Source organism: Pseudomonas simiae, assembly GCF_000934565.1.
Lineage (GTDB): Bacteria > Pseudomonadota > Gammaproteobacteria > Pseudomonadales > Pseudomonadaceae > Aquipseudomonas > Aquipseudomonas simiae.
Map to the genome: position 1 here is coordinate 4,219,466 of NZ_CP010896.1, position 21,913 is coordinate 4,241,378.

A 21,913-nucleotide genomic window follows, 5' to 3' on the forward strand; every position below is an offset into this window, starting at 1 on the left:
CTCTCAACCAGCAGACTCAAGGAATGATCATGTCTGAGACCCTCGACCAGCACCTCAGTGAAGCCTGGCGTGATGCCATGCTCGCCTACTATCTGGCCCATTGCATCGACACCGAGCTTAAAGACTCGCTGCGCACCCCCAACGACCTGTACGACTACTGGCTATTGGACGTTCAGATCAGCCAGGCGGTACCGACCAGCCCGGTCGCCAGTGCGATCACCAGCCTGCAGCACTACATCAACCGGATTCACTCGGGCCTCGAACCGGGTTATGAGACCCAGGGCATGTCGCCCCACGAGAGCCTGGCCTGGCAGAAGTCCCTGCACACCTACCCCCTGTGGAGCGCCAGCCAGCAACTGCGCTATCACCCGCATAACTTTCTCGACCCCACACTGCGTGAGGACAAGAGCGAGAGCTTCCAGCAACTGGAAAACGACCTCAACCAACATCGAATTCAACCCAACACTGTGCAGAACGCCATACAAGGCTATTTGTCACGGTTCGAAGGGATCGCCAGTATTCATACGCTCAATGGCTACATTGACGGCAATGTCGCGCAGTTGGATACCAGCACCTATTACTTCGTCGGCAAGTCCGCCACCGACAACCTCTATTATTGGCGTTCACTGGACCTGTCCAAACGCTCCACCGGCAAGCCTGACGCGCCTGCGCCCCTGGCCTGGACAGACTGGGAACCCGTCAACCTGACGTTTTCCGCCGATACACCCGATCACAGTATTCGCCCGGTCCTGTTCAATCATCGGCTGTTTATTGTTTGGGCCGAGAGCATCAAGCCTGCGCCCTACCAATCCTTCAAGGCACAGGGAAACGGCAATGGCGACTACGAGGACAACGGCGACGACGAAAAACAACGCCAGACTGAGTGGCTGAACAGCCGGTTCGTGAAGTTTCGCCTGTGTTTTTCCTATAAAAAACTGGATGGCACCTGGAGCCTTCCGCACACGGGCCTGGAAGAGCACTGCGTTACGCGGGGCATCAACGCACTCACGTCGGCGCAACTTATCAGCATCACGCAGACCGTTGCCGTGGTTGATAGCCGCGCCCCCCACACCCTGTTCCTGGGGATAAGGGCCAACACCCTGAATCATGGCAGCGACCAAATGGGCGATTTTTTCCAGGCCATCCGCGTCGATCAGTCACTGGGTATAAAAATCGTCGCTTCTGCGGGCAGCCCTGGCCGATACAAGATCGTGCCAGGCTCAGACGTCGCTCAGGAAACCATCAGGTTGCTGGAAGCCTATGAGGCTACAAAGAACACGCCACTGCAGACCGCGTTGTTGGGTGGCGCCGACCCGGGCAACGTATTTTCCAGCGTGTTACTCCCTCCGTTTGCCCACCAATACTTCCGCCTGTTTTTCGATATAAACAAGGACAACTTACAGTTCAAGACACGCGTAGCGCTGGAGCAGGACAAAAGAACCGTAACCTTAGCGGCTCAAGCACTCGAGATCGAACACCAGAAAACGTGGGACTTTGAATTCAGAAGCAAGGATATAGAGGCTGCCGATACCGCCACCACAAGCTTTGATCCGGTCACCAAAGAGTTCGTCTTCACCTCGAAAACCATTCAGCCCTTTCTGCAGACTTACAGCATCACCCTTGCATCCCAGTACTCCGCGTTCAGCATTACCCTGGTCACCAAATCTGCGTTGCATGACCCGACCTCATTCGAAGTTGAACTCATGAGCGGCTCGAACATCAGGATCGACTGCGCGATACACCCCGTCGGAAGCGCCACCTACCACTCGATGTTCTTTAAAAACCCCAGGACCGGAAAAAGCTTTTCCAACGCCATCTATGACAAAAACTCCATATTGTTGAACCTTGTGGGGCAGATGAACACGATGCCGGACATGAGACCGGGACAACAAAATCAAGTTAAGCCCGTCACTGAATACTCCCTGGCCGGGAAGTTTCTCAACAAAAATGCATTCCTCCACTTATATACCCATCATCAGGATCCCTTCCTGGCGATACTCGACCGCTACAGCGGCTACGCCCTGCCAGGTGATGAGGCCGCCAACAAAAAACTGCACTTCATGAATGAACTGAGGCTTGAGTCCGTCAACACTTCCATGCCCAAGGTGCGTTTTTACAAGCACGTCATCATGCAGTCCAAACTGGAAGACGTACCCACCCCGCAAGCCATCAATAACAACACCGCCCGAATCCTTAACTTTACGGACGTCGAACACGAAAGCCTGGCGGGCGCGTTCCCAGAATTAGCAACCGGGCATCTGGCGAGTACACGGATAACGTTATCCGATGAGCAAACCGCATCAGCCATCACGGTGATCCATGGCGTCATCACACTGGAGAGTCAAGAGAACGAGGTGAAAGTCCTCGGCTATGCGCTCAAGGCTGTCAAATGCACCCTCGACACATCCCTTACCGTCGACGAGCCTGCCCATTCCCCCCGCATCATGCGCCAGCAGCAAACAACCGGAGAGACGGTCGAATCCATTGATTTTTCCACAAGCTTCGTCCGGAAGATCCCGGCAATCCGACTCAATACCAGCGTTGCGAGTCAATTGATCCAGACTGCCTTGCTCAGCTTCGACCCCTTATTTTTACGGTCCCCTGAGGATTGGACGGAACCGGCATTGACGGCTGACGCCTCACGCGTGCCCCTGGACTTCCAGGGTGCGCACGGCAAAAGTTTGCGGGAGCTGTTCATCTATTTGCCTTGGACCCTCGCACATTGCTTCAACCAGCAGCAGCAATACGCTCAGGCTGAAACCTGGTTGCACTACTTGTTCGACCCTCGCCGAACAGACGCCGGGGCGCTGAGTGTGTTGCTCAGCAAAACCGTTGAGCTGAGCTACGCCTGCCAACACCCCCAGAGCCCGCATTACCTGGCTCTCAGTTTTCCGACCTACCTTCGCAAGGCGTTGTACCTCCTCAATGTGGATATTCTGATCAACCGGGGCGATGCGGCCTATCGCCAGGTAAGCCCCGACAGCCTGGCCGAAGCCAAACTCTGGTACATCCAGGCGCAGAACCTGCTCGGCCTGCGCCCGACAATCACACGTGCCGATGCCTGGACCTCGCGCACATTGCGCACACTGGCGCAAGCGGACTCTCCGGCAGTACGCCAGTTGGAACAACAGCCCGAATACACCGCGCTACTGTCCCGGCAATGTGAAACCACCGGGCAACGTACCTGGCTCACGGACAGCCCCTACTTCTACCGCCCGTTGAACACGCAACTGGTCACACGCTGGGACACATTGGAAAGTCGCCTGCATGGGCTGCGCCATCATCTGGACATTGCCGGCAAGCCGTTGCGCCAAACCCTCTTTGCGACCCCCTTGCCCCCCGCGGCCCTGCTGACGCGAAACGCACAGAGCGCCACGGGTGGCGCCAGTGCCCTGTCACCGGTCCGGCCTGAAGTGGGTCACTACCGGTTCCAGGTCATGCAGGGGCATGCCTTGAGCGCAGTCGACAGCCTGGCGCAGTTCGGCACCACGCTACTCACGCTGATCGAGCGCAAGGAACAGGCGCACTACCTTGAGGTGCAGCAACAGAACGCCTGGCAACTCGCCGAGCTGGTGTTGACCCAGCAAACCCAGGCCCTGGCCATCGACGAAAAAAACAAAGACGCACTACGTCGCAGCCGCGCAATCGTCCACGGGCGACTGGACTTCCTGGCGCACCAGCTCAGCGAAGGCATCAGCACCGGTGAAATGTCGGCTGGCCAACACTATCTGGAGAGCGCCGCCTGGGAGAGAAAAGTCGCGATTGCCGGCATGGGCGCCGGTGCCGCCATGCTCGCGCCCAATATCTTCGGTACGTCGTTCGGGGGGATGCGTTTTGAGGGCGCGTTCCAAGCCTACCAGGCCTTCGCCCAGGGCGAGGCCAACACCGCCCGCGCCAACGGTAACGAGCGGGAACGCACCGAGCAATTCAATCGTCGTGCCCAGGAATGGGCCCACGCCGAACAACAGGCCCGCCTGGAATTGGCCCAGATCGACGCCCTGCTGCTGGTGCATGCCGAGCAGGAAAAAGCCACTCGCCTGCAACTGCGCAGCGCCCACAGCGCATTGGCCCAGGCCAAGTCAGCCTACCAGCTCCTCGGCATGCGCTTTACAGGGGCACAGCTTTATCAATGGCTCACTGCGCAACTGAGCACGTTCTATTACGCACTGTATGACAGCGTCCACTCCCTGTGCCTGGCCGCTGAAGCCTGCTGGCAGTATGAGACCGCCGAGAGCCGGCAGTTCTTTCAAGGTGAAGCCTGGCACCACGCCTCCCGAGGACTGTTGAGTGCTGAAAACTTGAAACTGAACCTGGTAAAAATGAACACTGCATACCTGCAGCACACGCCACGCGAGCTGGAAATCAGCAAAACCGTGTCACTGCGCCATCGCTTGATCGAGTGCTCGGTCATAACCGAGGGACAGGCGTCTCAAGCCGCCAAAACCTGGGTCGCGCACAAGGCGGGGCTGGTAAGCAGCGGCACGATTGGTTTTTCCCTGACCCAAGCGTTACTGGATGAGGACTATCCTGGACACACCCTGCGGCGGATCAAGCACGTCAGCGTCTCACTTCCCGCCACGCTGGGGCCTTATGAAGACATCAAGGCGACATTGACCCAAACCAGTAATAAAATTCAGATGCCTGATGGCATCACCAAAAACGACTTCAGGGCACACCAGCAAATCGCCTTGTCACGCGGGCTGGATGATAACGGCCTGTTTACCCTCAGCTTCGACAACGATCCACGTTACCTGCCATTTGAATACACCGGGGTCATCTCCAACTGGATCCTGGAGTTCCCCAATCCTGCCCGGCAAAAAGCCGTACTTGAATCAATCAACGACATTGTCATTCACCTGCGCTACACCGCCAGGGTGCCGGCTGCCAACGGGAGCCGGGCATGAACGACGATACACTCAACCTGCAGGTCAATACCCCGGCCCTGCCCAAAGGCGGCGGTGCCATTCAAGGCACCGGCAAAGGCTGGGGCGATGTCGGCGCCAGCGGCATGGCCACCTTTGAGATTCCCTTGCCGGTTTCTCCCGCACGCAGCTATGCGCCAGCCCTGTCGCTGACCTACCACAGCGGCGCCGGTAACGGTCCCTTCGGATTGGGTTGGAGCGTGCCCCTGCCTGCCGTCAGCCGGCGTACTTCCCATGGCGTGCCGGCCTACACGGAGCACGACGTAATAGTGGGCCTCGACGCGCAAATATGGCTACCCGAGCGCGACGCCGAAGGGGCAATCGTCAGCCGTCGCCAGACCGCGTTCAATGATTTTCCACTGACCATCGCCTACACGGTCACGCGGTACTTTCCCAGGCTCGAGAGCCGCTTCGACCGTATCGAGCACTGGCATAGTGCAACCGATCCAGCAGGCTTCTGGTTGATACAAAGTGCCGATGGTAGTCAGCACTTTTACGGGAAGACCCCATTGGCCCGGATTGCCGATCCGGACCGCCCACACCACGTGGCGCAATGGTTGTTGCAGGAAAGCCTGAATGCCCACGGCGAGCACATTTATTATCACTACAAACAAGAAACCGACCCCTCGCGCTACCCGAGGGACTGTCGAGCCCAGCATTACCTGGAGCGCGTCTGCTACGGCAACTTCACCGCCAAGGAGCAGGAACAGCTCTACCTCTGGCAGACCGACGATAAGCCGGACATGGGTTGGCACTTTCAGTTGCTCTTTGACTATGGCGAACGTGACCTTGAACTGGATAAGCGGCCGACGTACCAGGCCACGCGGGAATGGCCGGCACGACCCGACCCCTGCTCGGATTTTTCGTTCGGCTTCGAGTTACGCACCCTGCGCTGTTGCAACCAGATGCTGATGTTTCACCACTTCCCCAAGGAAGCGCAAATGGGCGCCGACCCGGTGCTGGTCAACCGTCTGCTGCTGGAATACCGCGCACCCAGCCATGTCAGCCTGTTGATGGGAGTGCATGAGCAGGCGTTCGACAGCGCGGGCAATAGCGTGAGCCGCCCGCCGCTGGAGTGTTTTTACCAATCGAGCCAGCTCAAGGTGGACAAGAGCGGCTATCAGCCCTTCAGTTCGCTGCGCGGTCTGCATGACAGCGATCGTTATCAATTGGTCGATCTGTATGGAGACGGCCTACCGGGTGTGTTGTATCGCGCTGACAGGAGTTGGTACTACCGTGAACCCCTCCGGCCGCAGCATACGAAAACCGGCGACGAGGTGATTTACGGCGAAGCCCGGGAATTGGCGCGGGTGCCGGTCGCCGACAGCACCCGGCCCATCCACCAGGCGCTGGCGGATGTGGACGGCGATGGCCGCCTGGACTGGCTGGTTGCCCACCCGGGAATGAGCGGCTTTTTCAGCCTGGACGAACAGCGCAACTGGTCAACCTTCACGCCGTTCGATGCGTTCCCGTCGGAGTTTTTCCATCCCCAGGGAGTACTCGCCGACTTGATGGGGACGGGACATCCCGACATTGCCATGATCGGCCCCCGTAGCGTGCGCCTGTATGCCAATCGCCAAAAAAAAGGCTTTGAACCCGCCATTGAGGTGTCTCATACGCTCGACGATACCCTGCCGATCATTTCTGCCTCGCCCAACGAACTGGTGGCCTTCAGCGATGTGCTTGCCACGGGCCAGCAGCATCTGGTGCGTATACGTCATAACGAAGTGAAATGTTGGCCAAACCTGGGTCGAGGACGTTTTGCCCAAGGGTTTGTGTTGGCCACGCTGCCGTTCCGTTATGAAATGTTCAAGGCAACCCATGTACTGCTGGTCGACCTGAATGGAGGTGGCGCTACGGACTTGCTGTATTTGAGCGCCGACCACCTGAGTATTTTCCTCAATAAAGGCGGCAACGGCTTCGAGGTACAGCCGATCAAAATCCCATGGCCCGAGGGCGTGCGGTATGACGACCACTGTCAGGTCAACGTCGTCGACGTGACCGGCCTGGGCTGCCCTAGCCTGATCCTGACCGCCGCCCACCAGACCCCCATGCACTGGCGCTACGACTTTTTTACCCGAAAGCCCTGGCTGCTCCTGCACACCGACAACAACATGGGGGCTCAGGCCTCGATCAAGTATCGCAGCAGTGCCCAGGAATGGCTGGATGAAAAACGTGAGCGCCCCGCCGACGGCCAGCCTGCTCTCTGCCAATTACCCTTTGCGCTGCTGCTGGTCAGCCAACACACCCAGCGAGACGAAATTACCGGCAACCAACTGACCCAACGCTGGCGCTATCGCCAGGCATATTACGACCGCACGGACCGCGAATTTCGTGGCTTCGGGCTTGTGCTGCAAACCGACACCGAAAGCAGCACAGACACACAACACCTCCAGGGTTTCAGCGCACCCGTGCGCACCAAAACCTGGTTTCATACCGGGCAATCCATCGACATGCCCACCCTCGGCCATAGCACTCACGACCCACAGGCCAAGGCCATGGGACGCACGCTGGTCAGCCGATACAAGGCGACGTCCGGGGCGCAGCCGCTGGATCATCACGACGACTTGATCAGCGATCCTGCGCCGTCGCTGGCACGCGAAGTGGCGCGCGCACTCAGCGGCAGCGTGCTACGGGTAGAGGTGACAGCGGCGGACCCGGCGCAAGACGCAGTGCCCTATACCGTCACGCAACAGCGTTATCTGATCCGTGAACTGGCGCCGAACAGCGCCCATACACCCTACGCCCGGCTACTGCCATTAGCCCTGGAGTCGATCAGCTATCAATATGAAGGGGTGGAAGATGATCCCGTGTGCCAGCACCAGATCAACCTGCGCTGGGATGCCTACGGTTACCTGGTGCACGGCGTCACCCTGCACTATGCCCGCCGTACAAACGCTAACAGCTCACCGCCCGCCGTGTTGATCGATGAGCATCACAAGCGCTGGTGGCACGATACCCATGACAGCGCGCAGCAGTTCTATTACCTGAGCGAAACGCTGGCACAGCACATTCATTTGGACGACGCACCGCACTGGCGCCTGGCCTTGCCCTACCGCCAACGACACAATGCCCTGGTGCTGGGCAAAGCCCCAACGGCTGGCGGGTTAGACCTCAAGCGTATCGCCTATGAGGCGTTCATCGACAACCTCGACGGGCCATTGGCCGCAGGTGCCAAGCGTGAGCTGAGCAGCCTGTCGGTGCAACGCTATCGGCAAGCCGGTGGCCTCGGTAAAACCCTGGAGCCGGGCGTCGCCACTGTCCAGGCCTTGACCGATTACCAGGAAAGCGCAGAGCTGGATGACCAGGCCCTAAATGTCTACAAGGACATACCGGCGATGCCCAACCAACCTGCGGTGGACCTGGTGCAAAAGCTCAGCGACAGCGGCTATCACCCCATGGAGCTGTTTTTTCTCTTCCCCGGCGAGGTGCCGCCCAAGGAAAATCGCCTGTGGTCGATTCGCCGGCACTTTCCCCGCTATGGCAAGGCCACCCAGTTTTATCGGATAAGGGCGCTGCGGGCCACCGAGGCCCATGGTGAAACAACGCTCAACCATGACCCCTACATGTTGCAAACTGTGCGTGTAAAAATGCCCGACGGTTGTGTGACCAAAGCCGAATACGACTATCGATTGCTGCTGCCGACAAAAATTGTCGACCCCAATGGCAATATTCAAGAAGCGCTGTATGACGGTTTCGGGCAAATGCTCGTCAACACTTTTCGCGGTCGCGAGCAAAGCCTCAACGTGGGTTTCGACGCCTTGGAGCGCTACCGCCCGCTCAAGGATGTAACGCCCGGGTTTGCCATAGAACACGCGCAAAGCGTGTTGCAGAGCATGGCCCGCCTACACTGCTACGCCCCATTCAGTTGGATGGGCGCGGTCGACTTGGCCCTGGTCAAGCCAGAGTGGGTCGCCAAAGCCTACCTGCTCCCCAGCGGGCATATCCGCGCGGGCGCGAGGGCACGTCTGGGCGCACGAGCGCGCCAGGGTAGCGGTCGCCAGGGGCTCAGCGACAGCGACAAACAACTCAAGGCGTTGATCGACAACGCCCGTCGGACCCCGGTGCATGGGCTCATGTTGCAGGCCGACCGCTACCCGGACGATGCCGCCCAACAGATCCGCATGACCTTGACCTGTTGCGATGGTTTTGGTCGTACCTTGCAGACCAAGCAAAAGACTGAGTCAGGCCTGGCCAATGCGGTCGACGACAAGGGCAACCTGCTGGTCGATGAGGTACCCGATAAGGCACCCGGCACCTTGAAAAAACAGCTGCGCCAAGTGCAAGCCGACCCCCGCTGGCGCGTCAGTGAGCGTGTCGAATACAACAACAAGGGCCTGGTCATTCGCGTCTACCGCCCCTACTTCGCCGACAAGCACGCCTACGTCAACGATCAATCCATGCGCGAACTGGGCCACTGCGACCGACAGTTCTATGACCCCCTCGGACGCCCGACACAGACACTGACCGCAGGAGGATTCATGCGGCGCACCACCTATTGGGCCTGGTACACCGTCAACGAGGATGAAAACGACACAGAGGGAGCACTCCAGGTAACTCCATTGACTGAACAGTAAAGCCTGGGCCAGCGTGGCCACCGTTGCAAGGCGGCCACGCTGAACCGTTCAGTCAGTGCGTCGCCCGCGCTGAACCGCTGGAGCGGGATAGTGAGCTGACCGGTTTGTAGCGACGCCAAAGGGAAGGGTCGGACCGCCAAGGGGCGTCAACCTGTTGTTTCTGATGATAGAACGTCACATGGCCTGGCACGCGCGATCGATGTCGATAAAGCCAGCGCAGCTCCGAACCCGCGAAAGAGGTCTCGGTCTTATTGATCACGTTGGCCATATCCAGATGATCAAGCGCAAAATGCACATGGCGAATACTCTGAGGGTCCGTCAGCGTTTTCAACGCTGACTTACTGGCGCGACTAACCAGCTTGCCCTCGAACGTACGCAAGCTCATGCCATGGTCTAAAAGGGTTTTCTCGAACGAATAGGTACCAGAAGAATAGTCACTCACGAATTTCTTCGCGAACGCTCGGTTGGCGGCAGTCGACGTACAGCCCGCATACTTCGACTTAATGGCGTCATAGAACTGCTGCGCGATCGGTGCGCCATGCACCTGGAGCTGTTGTTCAAACTCATCGTCGGTGAGCCTGCCCTTCCCGTACTCAACGTACATAGGGATGAGTTCTGTTTTCAACCTTGCCATCGCCGCGCCCATCTCTTCAGCCCCGAAATAGGTGACCATTGCGTCCCCACGTGCCGTCAGCTTTGACCAAAAGCTGCGGTAGCTTGTCACGGTACTGCCCTTACCGAAAATGATGTCGCCTCGACTGGGTTGAAATTGTTCGCCAAACGACGCTTGCGTGCCATCGGCATCCGTGAATCGCAGGGGGTTGCCCAACGTCATGGCGTACAGATTCAGACCGTCCACATCACCCAAAGGGTCCGGGCTGATCCATCGTTGCAACCACGGCGCGTAATACCGCGATCCGTAGTAATACAGCCCTGTTGCGTCGCGCTCCTTACCCGCGTAACGGCGAACCTGATAGGTAGCCCTCTGCGTACCGTTGGTAGCCCACCACGCCGTTGCGCCATAAGGATAATAATGTTCCTGGCTCAACAACTGCGCTTGCCCGTCCAGCTCCAGTAAATGGCTATTGAGGTGATCAAGGATACTGAACTGAAGCTGTTCTTCACTCTTATCACTGGGGCCACCGGCCTCCCACTGCAACACCGTGGCCCGGCCGCCGCCCGTATCAATCTCCAGCACGCTCAAGCGCTTGCCAGGTTGTCCATGCAGGTGCAAACCCGGCAAGTAACACGTGATATGTGTATGGGGTTTCCCAGCGACCTGCTGGCTTCTGATCTTGGCTGCCCGCTGGCCTTGGCCATCGTAGAGGTAACGTTCCACATCAGGATCAACCTGCGCGCGCCGCACCTGCGTCGCGTGGGTGAGTTGATTACGTACGTTCCAGCCTAACTGCTGGCCGCTGCCCAATATTTGTTGGTTGCCGCTGGCATCAAACATCGTTGCCCATGGTTGCGGCGCTCCGTCAGTGACCGACAAGGCGCGATTGCTGCCCACTGCTACATTCATGTCCCGGGTATAACCTGCTCCACTGCTCGGCACATGGCGGAGACGTGTCAAGTTGCCACTCTCATCGTAGGTGTAATGCTGGGTGTAATTGCGCCAGAGTCCGGGAGCGGTTGCACCGAACGTCACCCGCTCCGCAGTTGCCTGACCACCTCTGTTGCCGGCATTTTCCCGACCGCTGGCCTGGGTTAACTGGTACAAACTGTCGTACTGGTAACGACTGACCGCATCAACACGAGCATTGCTGTGCCATTTAGTCGGCTGGGCCTGGTCGCTGAGGCTGAGGATGTTACCTACCGGATCGTACTCGTACACAAGGTCCTGTAGAGGCTTGGCGGCCTCGCCCTTGCGATACACCGTCAGCTGCAACAAACGATTATCTTCAGCGGCGTATTTCGCCCTCTTGGTGACGTCATTGCCCATCCGTTCGGACTCCACCAGACCGCTGGCGTTGTACACACGCTGGTTCATCAACACTTGGCGCGTGCCCCCGCGCAGGGTCAGCGCAACCTCCAGCAGCCAGCCTTGTTGCCCATAGCGCTGGTGCCGACGATTGCCCTTGGCGTCGATCTGCTCCAACAGCGCCCCCAAGGCATCGTAGCGCCAGGTCGTGGTATGGGCGTTGGGCTCTAGCTGTTCGGCTTGAGTTTCATCGCTCGGCGGCCAGTCAACTGTCGGAGTATCCATGCGAAACCGTCGAGTCTGCTTGATGACGCTCCCACCGATCCCGTACCCACCCATCCACAAAACACCGGCCGGGTCCGCATGACGAATCAGTCGACCACAACGGTTGCCAGCCCTCTCGGCGGGCGCGGCTGCCGCATAGGTCAGGCGCTCGACACAACGCCGCGCCGGCTGATCCGCCGCTTGTTCGAAGATGGCCAAGGGGCGCACCTGGGTATCGTACTCATAACACTGGTGAGAGCCTCGGGCGTCCCAGCGTTCCAGCACTTGACCGCCCCCGCCCAACAGTGACATCTGCCAGCCGGCGTCCACACTGTCGGTACACAGCAATTGCCCCGAGAGGCTGTAATACTGGCGCTGATTGGGGCGGACGCTGGCCGATGCCGACTCACTCAGCGCGTGCAGCCGTGGGTCCCATTGTTCCAGCAACCTCCCTTGGCTGCCAAACACCCGGCGCTCAATACGTGCGCGGGGCAGGTCCTGGGAGGTATCACGATGATAGGCCACGCTGCGGACCGCCAAACCACGAGGATCAATGGCCGATAGCGTGGGCGTATGTTGGTGCAGGAGATGAGACATGGCGTAACAACCTGAATAGCAGACGATCAGCCAAGCCTAGAGATAGCTCACACGCACACGTGGTACTGAGCGCAATGTAGTGTGTCGATATATGAATGAGCCGCTGCGGCGGCCCATTCATCCTCCTACTTTGTAGGCCGCGGGCCTCGGCGCCAGCCCGCCTCCAAGGTCGAATACCCGCGCCTGGCAAACTGTACGAAAAAGCCACGCCATTCGGTCAGCGCAGAAATCATCCCGCGGGCCACCATCACAATGTTGCGAGTCACCCGGCCCTGGGAGGCCACCGGCGAGCCCGTCAGCGCAACGGCCAATGCCTCGACACCGGACGCAGCCCAATGCGTCCACACCTGATTGAACATTCTGCTCAGCCCTCCGTGCGCCGTCGCGACAGGGTCCGGCAGCTGCAGGGTTTGACCATGGGAGTCATGGGTGGCCGTCGGGTGACCTCCACGAATCATCGTTCCCATCGCTGCATCGTAGGCCTCTATTGCGGGTGTGACATTGGGCAGCATCAACGCAGGCACTTCCCCGCCGTATACCGCGTTGGCCACCGTTGCGAGGCCATAGGCCGCCGTTGCTCCGGCGGTGCGCGTGACCCTGCCGCGCAGGGGCGTGCTGCCCCAGGAGACGCCGGTACCGTGCCCACGAAGGACCTGCTGCACGAGTTCCCTGGAGAGTGCGCGTACATGCCCACCCAACCGCCGGACTGCCACCGGGTCCCAGCTGTGCTCGGCTTGATCACCTATCGAGTCGCCATAAACGGTATACCCCACACCCGCAGCACCCGCAAAAAGAGCGCCGATCTGTGGCGCAAATCGCGTCCAGTTACCCGCGACACCGGTGCTCATATGTGCCGTGGAGACGGCATCCAGCACCGCGACGGTAAGGCGCAAGATTTGGTTGCGTTGGGCGGTGGGCTGGATGTTGCTGAAGACCGCCAGATCGACACCTGTCGAAATAGCATTGGCAATATAGGTGGATAAACCATCGCGAATCGCAGCCGATGCGCCCGCCTGCATCCTGGGTCGAGCAATACGCGCCATATGCGCGAGCCTGCGACTGATAGAAAGCCTGCGCAGTTGTGTCTGCCGGGGCTGCTCCAAAGCCGGTGTCGCCGTCAGCCCCTGCTCATCGACCTTGGTAACGGGGTTGCCGCCGACCATGGCGTACAAATTCAAGCCATCGGCATCGCCGGTCGGGTCCGGGCTGATCCAGCGACACAACCACGGCGCGTAATACCTGAAGCCGTAGTAGGACAGCCCACTGGCATCGCGCTCCTTGCCCGAATAACGGATGAATTTATAGCTCGCCTCGCTGGCGCTTTTCGCCGCCCACCACGCGGTACCACCGTAGGGATAATAGCTTTCCTGGCTGAGCAGCTGTGCCTGCTCACCCAGTTCCATCGTGCTGCTGCCCAAGTGGTCGGACAAGCCATAACGGATCTGCACATCCTGGCTGCTCCCCGAAGGGTGACGATCCCAGAACAGTAGCCGGACGGTAAGGGTACCGACATCGAGGTTGAGTACATTCAGTTGCTCACCCGTTGCACTGTCATGGCGAATCTCCAACCCTGGCAAGTAGCGCACCTGCGCCGTATGCGACACGCCCTTGGCGTGGGTTACCCGGCGCTTGAGGATGCGTCGACCGGTTGCGTCGTACGCATAGCGCTCCTCATCGTCGTTTCCTCCCTCGCGCTGCACCTGGGTGATGCGCACCAGTTGATTGCGCACATCCCAGCCCATCCCATGATGGCCCTCAAACGCTTGCAGATTGCCGTTGCGGTCAAAGTCCTGCCCCCACCCCGACACGGCACTGCCATCGGCCTGCGGCATGAAATGATTACTGGTGGCGGCCACGCTCATCCGGCGCGTGAAACCCGTGCCACTGCTGGGCACATGCTGCAACTCAAGCAAATTGCCGGCCGCGTCATAGCTGAACTGTTGGGTGTAGCGACGCCAGACGCTGTCGTCAGTCGAGCCGAACTCCAGCCTTGCGGGTAACGCGGGTCCCCCCTGGTTGCCAGCGGTTTCGCGCCCGCTGGCCTTGGTCAATTGCGATAATGTGTCGTACTCATAGACGCAGGCCGAACTGATCCGGGTGTTGCTCGACCATTGTGTCGGCTGGGCAAGGTCGTCGATCCGCACAATGTTGCCGACGCAATCATAATCGTAGGTCAGGTCTTGCAGCACTATGCTCGCCGCCCCTTGCACACGGGCACTCATCTGCCGCAAGCGACCATCGGTTTCACGGTAAAGCAGGGTACGCACAACGCCATTCCCCGCGCGCTCACTGATCACTCGGCCCGCCGCATTGTAGCGACGCTGGCCCATCAGCGGCGTGCGCACGCCGCCCGTGGGCAACACAACGATGCTCGCCGGTTGGCCGTCAATGCCATAGGCATACTCAAGGCGATTGCCCTTGGCATCCGTATGATGCAAGCGCTCACCCAGCGCGCTGAAACCCGTTGAGGCCTGGAAATGCTCAGGTTCCAGGCGTGCGTCGCGTTGTGCATCGTCCAGCGGCCAATCCAGCGCCGCAGTCGCCTGCCGGAAGCGTCGAGTTTGCCGGACAACTTCTCCGTGCAGACCATACAACTCGTGGAACAACGAACCACCGCCGTCATCATGCCGAATCACCCGGCCACAGCGATTGTGTGCGGCTTCCTCAAGCGAGTGTGAAGCATAGGCAATACGCTCGACACACAGCGGTTGCTCGTCATTGGCCGCTTGCTCGAAAACGGCGATGGGCCGCACGTATTGATCGTAGTGATGCGCCTGATGAGCGCCCCGCCCATCCCACTCTTCCAATAACTGCCCGGCCTCACCCGGTAACGTGAGCCGCCAGCCGGCATCCACGCTGTCGATGCGCAATGCATTCCCGCCAAGGCTGTAGACCGTGCGTTGATTGGCCTGGGTGCCAGCCTCTGAGTGCGACAATTGCAACAGACGCGGATCCCACTGCTCGATCATCAAGCCGGAACTGTCAAACACCTGACGATGAATGCGCACTTGCGGTTCAGACTGTGCGTTTGAGCGGTGATACTCGACGTTACGAACAATCAATCCACGTGGGTCGAATGCCGTAAGTGAGGGAGTGTTTCGATGAAGTGAAATAGGCATGATTTCCTGACCCCAATGACACAATGGTCAGAAAAGCCTAAGGATCATGTCTTGGAGAAAGGAGGTATCAGGGTATGCAGGCATCAACCGGTCATCGCCGGTTGAAACCTGCAGACAACCTCAATGCCCGCCGGCGCAGGTCGGCGAGGCCGGGGCTGCGTCGATTTTCGCCCATTCTTCAGGCGTGTAGGTATGCAGCGCCAGCGCATGAAACTCGCTCATCAGGTCACCGAGGGTGGCGTAGACCTTCTGGTGGCGCTTGACGCGGTTGAGCCCATCGAACTGCTGGCTCACCAGCACAGCCTTGAAGTGGGTCTGCAACCCACGGCTGTGCATATGGCTTTCATCCAGCACGCTCAAGTGATTCGGGCCCAGTGCGGCAAGTGCCGTTTCGATACGCTGTTGCATGGTCATTGCCGGCTCCACTTACTTCTTGGCAGGGGCGGCGGGTTTCTTCGCCGGTGCCAGTTCGTTGGTCATGTCTTCCAGCAGCTTGTTCACCACCGGCACGGCGCTTTCCAGCTTGGCCTGGGTCATCTGGGCCGATTGCTGGGTCAGTTGCGGCATTTTTTCCAGGACTTTCTTGCCCAACGGCGACTGGTAGAAAGCAACCAGGTCCTTGAGTTCGGATTCGCTGAAGTTGGTGGTGTAGAGCTTGACCATGTCCGGTTTCAGTTTTGGCCAGCCGATAGCCTGGTCCAGGGCAGCGTTGGCCTTGGCCTGGTAGCTGTCCAGTACGGACTGCTTGGCGGCAGGCGCCTTGGTCTGTTCGAAACGCTGGGCGAACATTTGCTGCACTTGCATGTACACCGGGGTACCCAGCTTGTCAGCGTGGGCCAGGGTAAGGAAGGCTTCGGCACTGGCGTTGTGGCTGGCGGTATCGGCAAAAACCTGGCCGCTGGCGCAAACCAGAGCAACCGCGGTACAGATGGCACGAAGACGAGTCATCGAGTTTCCTTTTCTAGCAGGCGAGGTAAGACCCCAAGGGCGCCCATTCTGCGCCTAAAAAACCTTAGGGCTCAACCCCAGGCCTCGTAGGACAAGGATTCTCGGGGGATGAACCCGATGAAACGTCTTTTAGGGAACCCCACCGGTCGATCAAGGCCTAAACTGCGCAAACAGACCTGAAGGAGTGTGCCCGATGAGCCGTATCGAAACCGACAGCCTGGGAGAAGTCCATGTCCCGGATGACGCTTACTGGGGCGCCCAGACCCAACGTTCACTGGTGAACTTCGCCATCGGCGAACAGCGCATGCCCCTCGCGGTACTGCACGCCCTGGCCCTGGTCAAGAAAGCGGCGGCACGGGTCAACGACCGTAATGGCGACTTGCCCGCCGACATCGCCCGCCTGATCGAACAGGCCGCCGACGAAGTACTCGCCGGGCAACATGACGACCAATTCCCCCTGGTGGTCTGGCAGACCGGCAGCGGCACCCAGAGCAACATGAACGCCAACGAAGTGATCGCCGGCCGCGCCAACGAACTGGCGGGCAACCAGCGCGGTGGCAAGAGCCCGGTGCACCCCAACGATCACGTCAACCGTTCCCAGAGTTCCAATGACTGCTTTCCCACAGCGATGAGCATCGCAGCCGTCCAGGCTGTGCATCAGCGTTTGTTACCGGCTATCGCCACGCTTTCCGGTGGTCTGGCCGAGCAGGCCGCCAAGCACATGAAGCTGGTGAAGACCGGCCGCACGCATATGATGGATGCCACGCCGATTACCTTCGGCCAGGAGCTCTCGGCCTTCATCGCCCAGCTCGATTACGCCGAACGCGCCATTCGCGCCGCCCTCCCCGCCGTCTGCGAACTGGCCCAGGGCGGCACGGCCGTCGGCACCGGGCTCAATGCGCCCCATGGCTTTGGCGAGGCGATTGCCTCCGAGCTGGCGGCGCTGTCGGGCTTGCCGTTCGTCACGGCGCCGAACAAATTCGCCGCCCTCTCCGGTCATGAACCGCTGGTGACCTTGCACGGCGCGCTGAAAACCCTGGCCGTGGCCCTGATGAAAATCGCCAACGACCTGCGCCTGCTGGGCTCCGGCCCGCGCACCGGCTTGGCCGAGGTGAAGTTGCCGGCCAACGAGCCGGGCAGTTCGATCATGCCGGGCAAGGTCAACCCGACTCAGTGCGAAGCGCTGTCGATGCTGGCCTGCCAAGTGCTGGGCAATGACGTGACCATCGGCATTGCCGCCAGCCAGGGGCATTTGCAGTTGAACGTGTACAAGCCGGTGATTATCCACAACCTGCTGGAATCCATCCGCCTGCTGGCCGACGGCTGCAACAACTTCCAGGAACACTGTGTGGCCGGGCTTGAGCCCGACCCCCTGCAAATGGCCGAGCACCTGGAACGCGGTCTGATGCTGGTAACCGCGCTCAACCCGCACATCGGCTACGACAAGTCGGCAGAAATCGCCAAGAAGGCTTACGCCGAAGGCCTGACCCTAAGGAAGGCCGCGCTGGACCTGGGCTACCTCACCGATGCGGAATTCGACCAGTGGGTTCGTCCGGAAGATATGCTGGGTGCCTAGGGCGCCACGCGTAACCGCCGGGCCTTGAGCCCGGCGAGCAACGACGGCGCCAGCGCCACGGTCGCCGAGCCCAGCACCACCACCAATGCCCCGGCATAACCCAGGGCGTTGATTTCTTCAGCCTGCACATACGCCGGCCACAGCCACGCCGCCAGGGCGACTGCCACAAAGGTCACCAGAGGTGTGAGCGCCAAGGTCGCGCTGACCCGCGACGCTTCCCAGTGGGCCAGCGCTTCGGCAAAGGCACCGTAGGCCACCAGGGTATTCATGCAGCACGCCAGCAACAGCCAGGCTTGCAGTGGGCTCAGGTCCAAGGCCTCCAGTGGATGCGCCCAAGGCGTGAGCAACAAGGCGCAGGTGAGGTAGATCACCATCATCACTTGCAGCGAATTCCATACCGTCAGCAACTGCTTCTGGCCCAGGGCGTAGAACACCCAAATAGACGTGGCGAGCAGGATGGTCAGCACGCCGGCGGTATAGGCGCCAAGGGACGTCAGCAACTCTTCCAGGCGCTGATTGAAGAACAGGCCGAAGCCTGCGATCAACACAAACAGCCCGAGTACCTGCCCGCGACTGAAGCGCTCCTTGAACACAAACACACTGGCGATCATCAAGAAGATCGGCCCCATCTGCACCACCAGTTGCGCCGTACCAGGGCTGAGCCTTTTCAGACCCACCAGGTACAACACGTAGTTGCCCACCAGCCCACACACCGCCATCCCTACCAGCCATCCGCCCTTGGGGCCCAACACGCTGCGTCTGGGCAAGCGCTTGGTCAGCGCCAGGTAGACGAACAGGCAACTGCCGGCCACGATCAGGCGAAACCAGGTGACGGTGATCGGGTCCATCACTTGCAGCACCTGCTTGAGTTTGATCGGCAGAATGCCCCAGAGCAGCGCGGTCAGCAGGGTCAGCAGAAAACCATAGACCCAGCGGCCGGAAGAGATGTGCATGAGTGCCCCAGAAGCCAGAGGAAGTGGAGCCGCATTCTAGGGGCAAGCGAAAGGATTGGGCTACGCCGCATTTCAAAATATGGGAGGGGGCGTGCCCCCTCCCACATTGACCTCATTTAGCCAATTGAAACTAGCGCACCGCTTCGAACAAGCCAGTGGCGCCCATGCCCCCGCCCACGCACATGGTGACGATGCCGTAACGCAGATTACGCCGTTGCAACTCACGCACCAGGTGCCCCACCTGCCGCGACCCGGTCATGCCGAACGGGTGCCCGATGGAAATCGAGCCGCCGTTGACGTTGTACTTGGCATTGTCGATTTCCAGGCGATTACGCGCATACAGGCACTGGGAGGCGAATGCTTCGTTGAGTTCCCACAGGTCGATGTCCGCCACCTGCAAGCCTTTGGCCTTGAGCAGCTTGGGCACCGAGAACACCGGGCCGATACCCATCTCGTCCGGTTCGCAACCGGCCACCGTGAACCCACGGAAAAACGCCTTCGGCTTGAGCCCCAGTGCCAGGGCTTTTTCCAGGCTCATCACCAAGGTCATCGAAGCGCCGTCGGACAATTGCGACGAGTTACCCGCCGTCACCGAACCGTCTTCGGCGAACACCGGCTTCAAGCCCTGCAAGCTGGCCAGCGTGGTGTCCGGCCGGTTGCAATCATCGCGGTCGACTACGCCATCGAGCACCTGCGCTTCTCCGGTGTTCTTGTCTTCGACCTTGTACTTGACCGCCATCGGTACGATTTCATCGTCGAACAAACCATCAGCCTGAGCCTGGGCCGTACGTTGCTGGCTTTGCAGCGCATACATGTCCTGTTCTTCGCGGCTGACGCTATAGCGCCGCGCAACAATCTCGGCAGTCTGGCCCATGGGGAAATAGAGGCCCGGCACCTGCTCTTTCAGCAGCGGGTTGATCAGGTTGTCGGTGTTGACGCTTTTCAGGGTGAGGCTGATGGACTCGACGCCACCGGCGACGATGATATCGCTGCAGCCCGACGCGATCTGGTTGGCCGCGATGGCAATCGCCTGCAAGCCCGACGAGCAGAAGCGGTTGAGGGTCATGCCCGCCGTGCCGGTGCCCAGTTGCGACAACACCGCCACGTTGCGCCCGATGTTGTAGCCCTGGGCGCCTTCGTTGGAGCCGGCGCCGACGATGCAATCTTCCACGGTGGCCGGGTCGATACCGTTGCGGGTGAGCAGCGCGTTGACACAATGGGCCGCCATGTCATCCGGGCGGGTCTGGTTGAACTTGCCACGAAAGGATTTGGCCAGGCCGGTTCGTACGCTGTCGACGATCACTACTTCACGCATGGGCTACCTCGATCTTGTGAGGGTTGGGAGATGGACCGAGGATAGATCCAGCTCCCGTCAACCGCGACGATCATTCACCCTGTGGATAGGCCTACTTCTTCTTGCCTTTCTTGACTTTCTTGTCGTGCTTGTCGGATTTCTCGAACGCCTCTTCCAGCGCCTGGTTGATCGTGCGCAGCACCTTGACCCGCGCCCAGCGCTTGTCGTTGGCTTCCACCAACGTCCAGGGCGCGATTTCGGTGCTGGTGCGGTCGACCATATCGCCCACGGCGGCACGGTAGTCGTCCCACTTGTCACGGTTGCGCCAGTCATCCTCGGTGATCTTGAAGCGCTTGAACGGGATTTCCTCGCGGGCCTGGAAGCGTTCCAGCTGGGTGGCCTTGTCGATGGCAAGCCAGAACTTGACCACAATCACACCCGCGTCGCGCAGTTGTTCTTCAAAGTCGTTGATCTCGCCATAAGCGCGCATCCAGTCCGTCGGGGTGCAGAAGCCCTCGATACGCTCCACCAGCACACGGCCGTACCACGAACGGTCGAACACGGTGAACATGCCCCGCGCCGGAATCTTCTGCCAGAACCGCCACAAATACGGTTGAGCGCGCTCATCTTCACTGGGCGCGGCAATCGGCACGATGTGGTACTGGCGTGGGTCCAGCGCCGCCGCTACCCGACGGATCGCCCCGCCTTTGCCTGCCGCATCGTTGCCTTCGAACACCGTGACCAACGCGTGCTTGCGCATGCGCTTGTCGCGCATCAGACCGGAGAAACGCGCCTGCTCGGTGATTAACTGTTCTTCGTAATCGTCCTTCTCCAGGCGTTGCGTCAGGTCGAGGCTGTCCAGCAGACTCTTCTTGTCCACCGACGCAATCAACGGCGCCGGATTCATACCGCTGGCCTTGCCTTTGGGCAGCTTCAGCGCATTTTGCATGCCCTCCAGCAGCAGCTTGCCCACGGTGAGCCCACGGTAATTGCTGTCGACCCCTTCGATCACATGCCACGGTGCATAGTCGCGGCTGGTACGACGCAGCACACGCTCACCGAAATGCACGAATTTGTCGTAGGTCTCGGACTGCTGCCAGTCCAGCGGGCTGATACGCCAGCTGTGCAGTGGGTCGTCGGCCAGGGACTTGAGCCGCGCCTTCATCTGCTTCTTGGACAGATGAAACCAGAACTTGAAGATCAGCGCGCCTTCATCGCACAGCATCTTTTCCAGGCGCTCGGCACCGGCAATGGCCTGGTCAAGACGTGCGTCCTTGATCTGCCCATGCACCCGGCCCTGCAGCATCTGGCTGTACCAGTTGCCGAAAAAGATCCCCATGCGGCCTTTGGCGGGCAGTTGCCGCCAGTAGCGCCAGGCGGGCGGACGGGCCAGTTCTTCGTCGGTCTGCTGGTCAAAGGTGCGCACTTCGATCAGGCGCGGGTCCATCCATTCATTGAGCAGCTTGACGGTCTCGCCCTTGCCGGCGCCTTCGATGCCGTTGATCAGGACGATCACCGGGAAGCGCTTCTGTTGTTGCAGTTCGTACTGCACTTCCAGCAGGGCTTCGCGCAAGGCCGGCACTTCGGCGTCATACGTGTCTTTGTCGATGGCGTGACCGATTTCGGCGGATTCGAACATGGGCAGCTCCGTTTCAAGATGACTCAAGACTAGCGGATTGGGCACCACGCCAGTCAAGGAATTCCAACAGGCTTGCCGTGGATCAATCATCGGGGGCGAC

The 21,913-nt window shown here is 59.9% G+C and carries 10 protein-coding genes; 3 read left to right on the forward strand and 7 right to left on the reverse strand.

The annotated features are described in order from the left end of the window. Positions 1–29 precede the first annotated feature (29 nt). Both PF1751_RS19190 and PF1751_RS19195 read left to right on the forward strand, forming a co-directional pair. A complete protein-coding gene (locus PF1751_RS19190) occupies positions 30–4,904 on the forward strand; it encodes a Tc toxin subunit A-related protein (protein WP_044287580.1) in 4,875 nt (1,624 codons plus the stop codon). Further along, positions 4,901–9,499 carry a SpvB/TcaC N-terminal domain-containing protein gene (locus tag PF1751_RS19195; protein WP_044287581.1) on the forward strand — a complete coding sequence of 1,533 codons (4,599 nt, stop codon included), beginning with the start codon at positions 4,901–4,903 and terminating at the stop codon, positions 9,497–9,499. The genes PF1751_RS19190 and PF1751_RS19195 overlap by 4 nt, the downstream gene beginning before the upstream one ends. Positions 9,500–9,551: 52 nt before the next feature. On the opposite strand, the gene PF1751_RS19200 is transcribed toward PF1751_RS19195, so the two are convergent. From PF1751_RS19200 to PF1751_RS19215, 4 genes are all read right to left on the reverse strand, one after another. Next, a complete protein-coding gene (locus PF1751_RS19200; protein ID WP_044287582.1) occupies positions 9,552–12,284 on the reverse strand; it encodes an RHS repeat-associated core domain-containing protein in 2,733 nt (910 codons plus the stop codon). A 125-nt stretch (positions 12,285–12,409) separates the two neighbouring features. Beyond that, positions 12,410–15,292, reverse strand: coding sequence for an RHS repeat-associated core domain-containing protein (locus PF1751_RS19205; RefSeq protein WP_080923222.1), 2,883 nt, complete (start codon positions 15,290–15,292; stop codon positions 12,410–12,412). Positions 15,293–15,523: 231 nt separating this feature from the next. Further along, positions 15,524–15,817, reverse strand: coding sequence for a BolA family protein (locus tag PF1751_RS19210; RefSeq protein WP_010208898.1), 294 nt, complete (start codon positions 15,815–15,817; stop codon positions 15,524–15,526). 12 nt (positions 15,818–15,829) lie between these two features. After that, entirely contained in the window at positions 15,830–16,351 is a 522-nt protein-coding gene (locus tag PF1751_RS19215) for a DUF2059 domain-containing protein (protein WP_010208895.1), read from the reverse strand. A gap of 193 nt (positions 16,352–16,544) precedes the next feature. Here PF1751_RS19215 and PF1751_RS19220 point away from each other — a divergent pair, with 193 nt between their 5' ends. After that, the gene (locus PF1751_RS19220; protein WP_042571834.1) at positions 16,545–17,927 is read left to right on the forward strand and encodes a class II fumarate hydratase; all 1,383 of its coding nucleotides are present in this window, start codon (positions 16,545–16,547) and stop codon (positions 17,925–17,927) included. Here PF1751_RS19220 and PF1751_RS19225 read toward each other — a convergent pair. From PF1751_RS19225 to pap, 3 genes are all read right to left on the reverse strand, one after another. Then, on the reverse strand, positions 17,924–18,880 hold the full coding sequence (locus PF1751_RS19225; RefSeq protein WP_010208891.1) for a DMT family transporter: 957 nt from the start codon (positions 18,878–18,880) through the stop codon (positions 17,924–17,926). The two genes, PF1751_RS19220 and PF1751_RS19225, sit on opposite strands and share 4 nt — an antisense overlap. A 130-nt stretch (positions 18,881–19,010) precedes the next feature. After that, positions 19,011–20,195: a thiolase family protein gene (locus tag PF1751_RS19230; protein WP_010208890.1), complete on the reverse strand. Its 1,185-nt coding sequence runs from the start codon at positions 20,193–20,195 to the stop codon at positions 19,011–19,013. Positions 20,196–20,286: 91 nt separating this feature from the next. Beyond that, positions 20,287–21,813 carry a polyphosphate:AMP phosphotransferase gene (pap, locus tag PF1751_RS19235; protein WP_010208889.1) on the reverse strand — a complete coding sequence of 509 codons (1,527 nt, stop codon included), beginning with the start codon at positions 21,811–21,813 and terminating at the stop codon, positions 20,287–20,289. Positions 21,814–21,913: the final 100 nt, after the last annotated feature.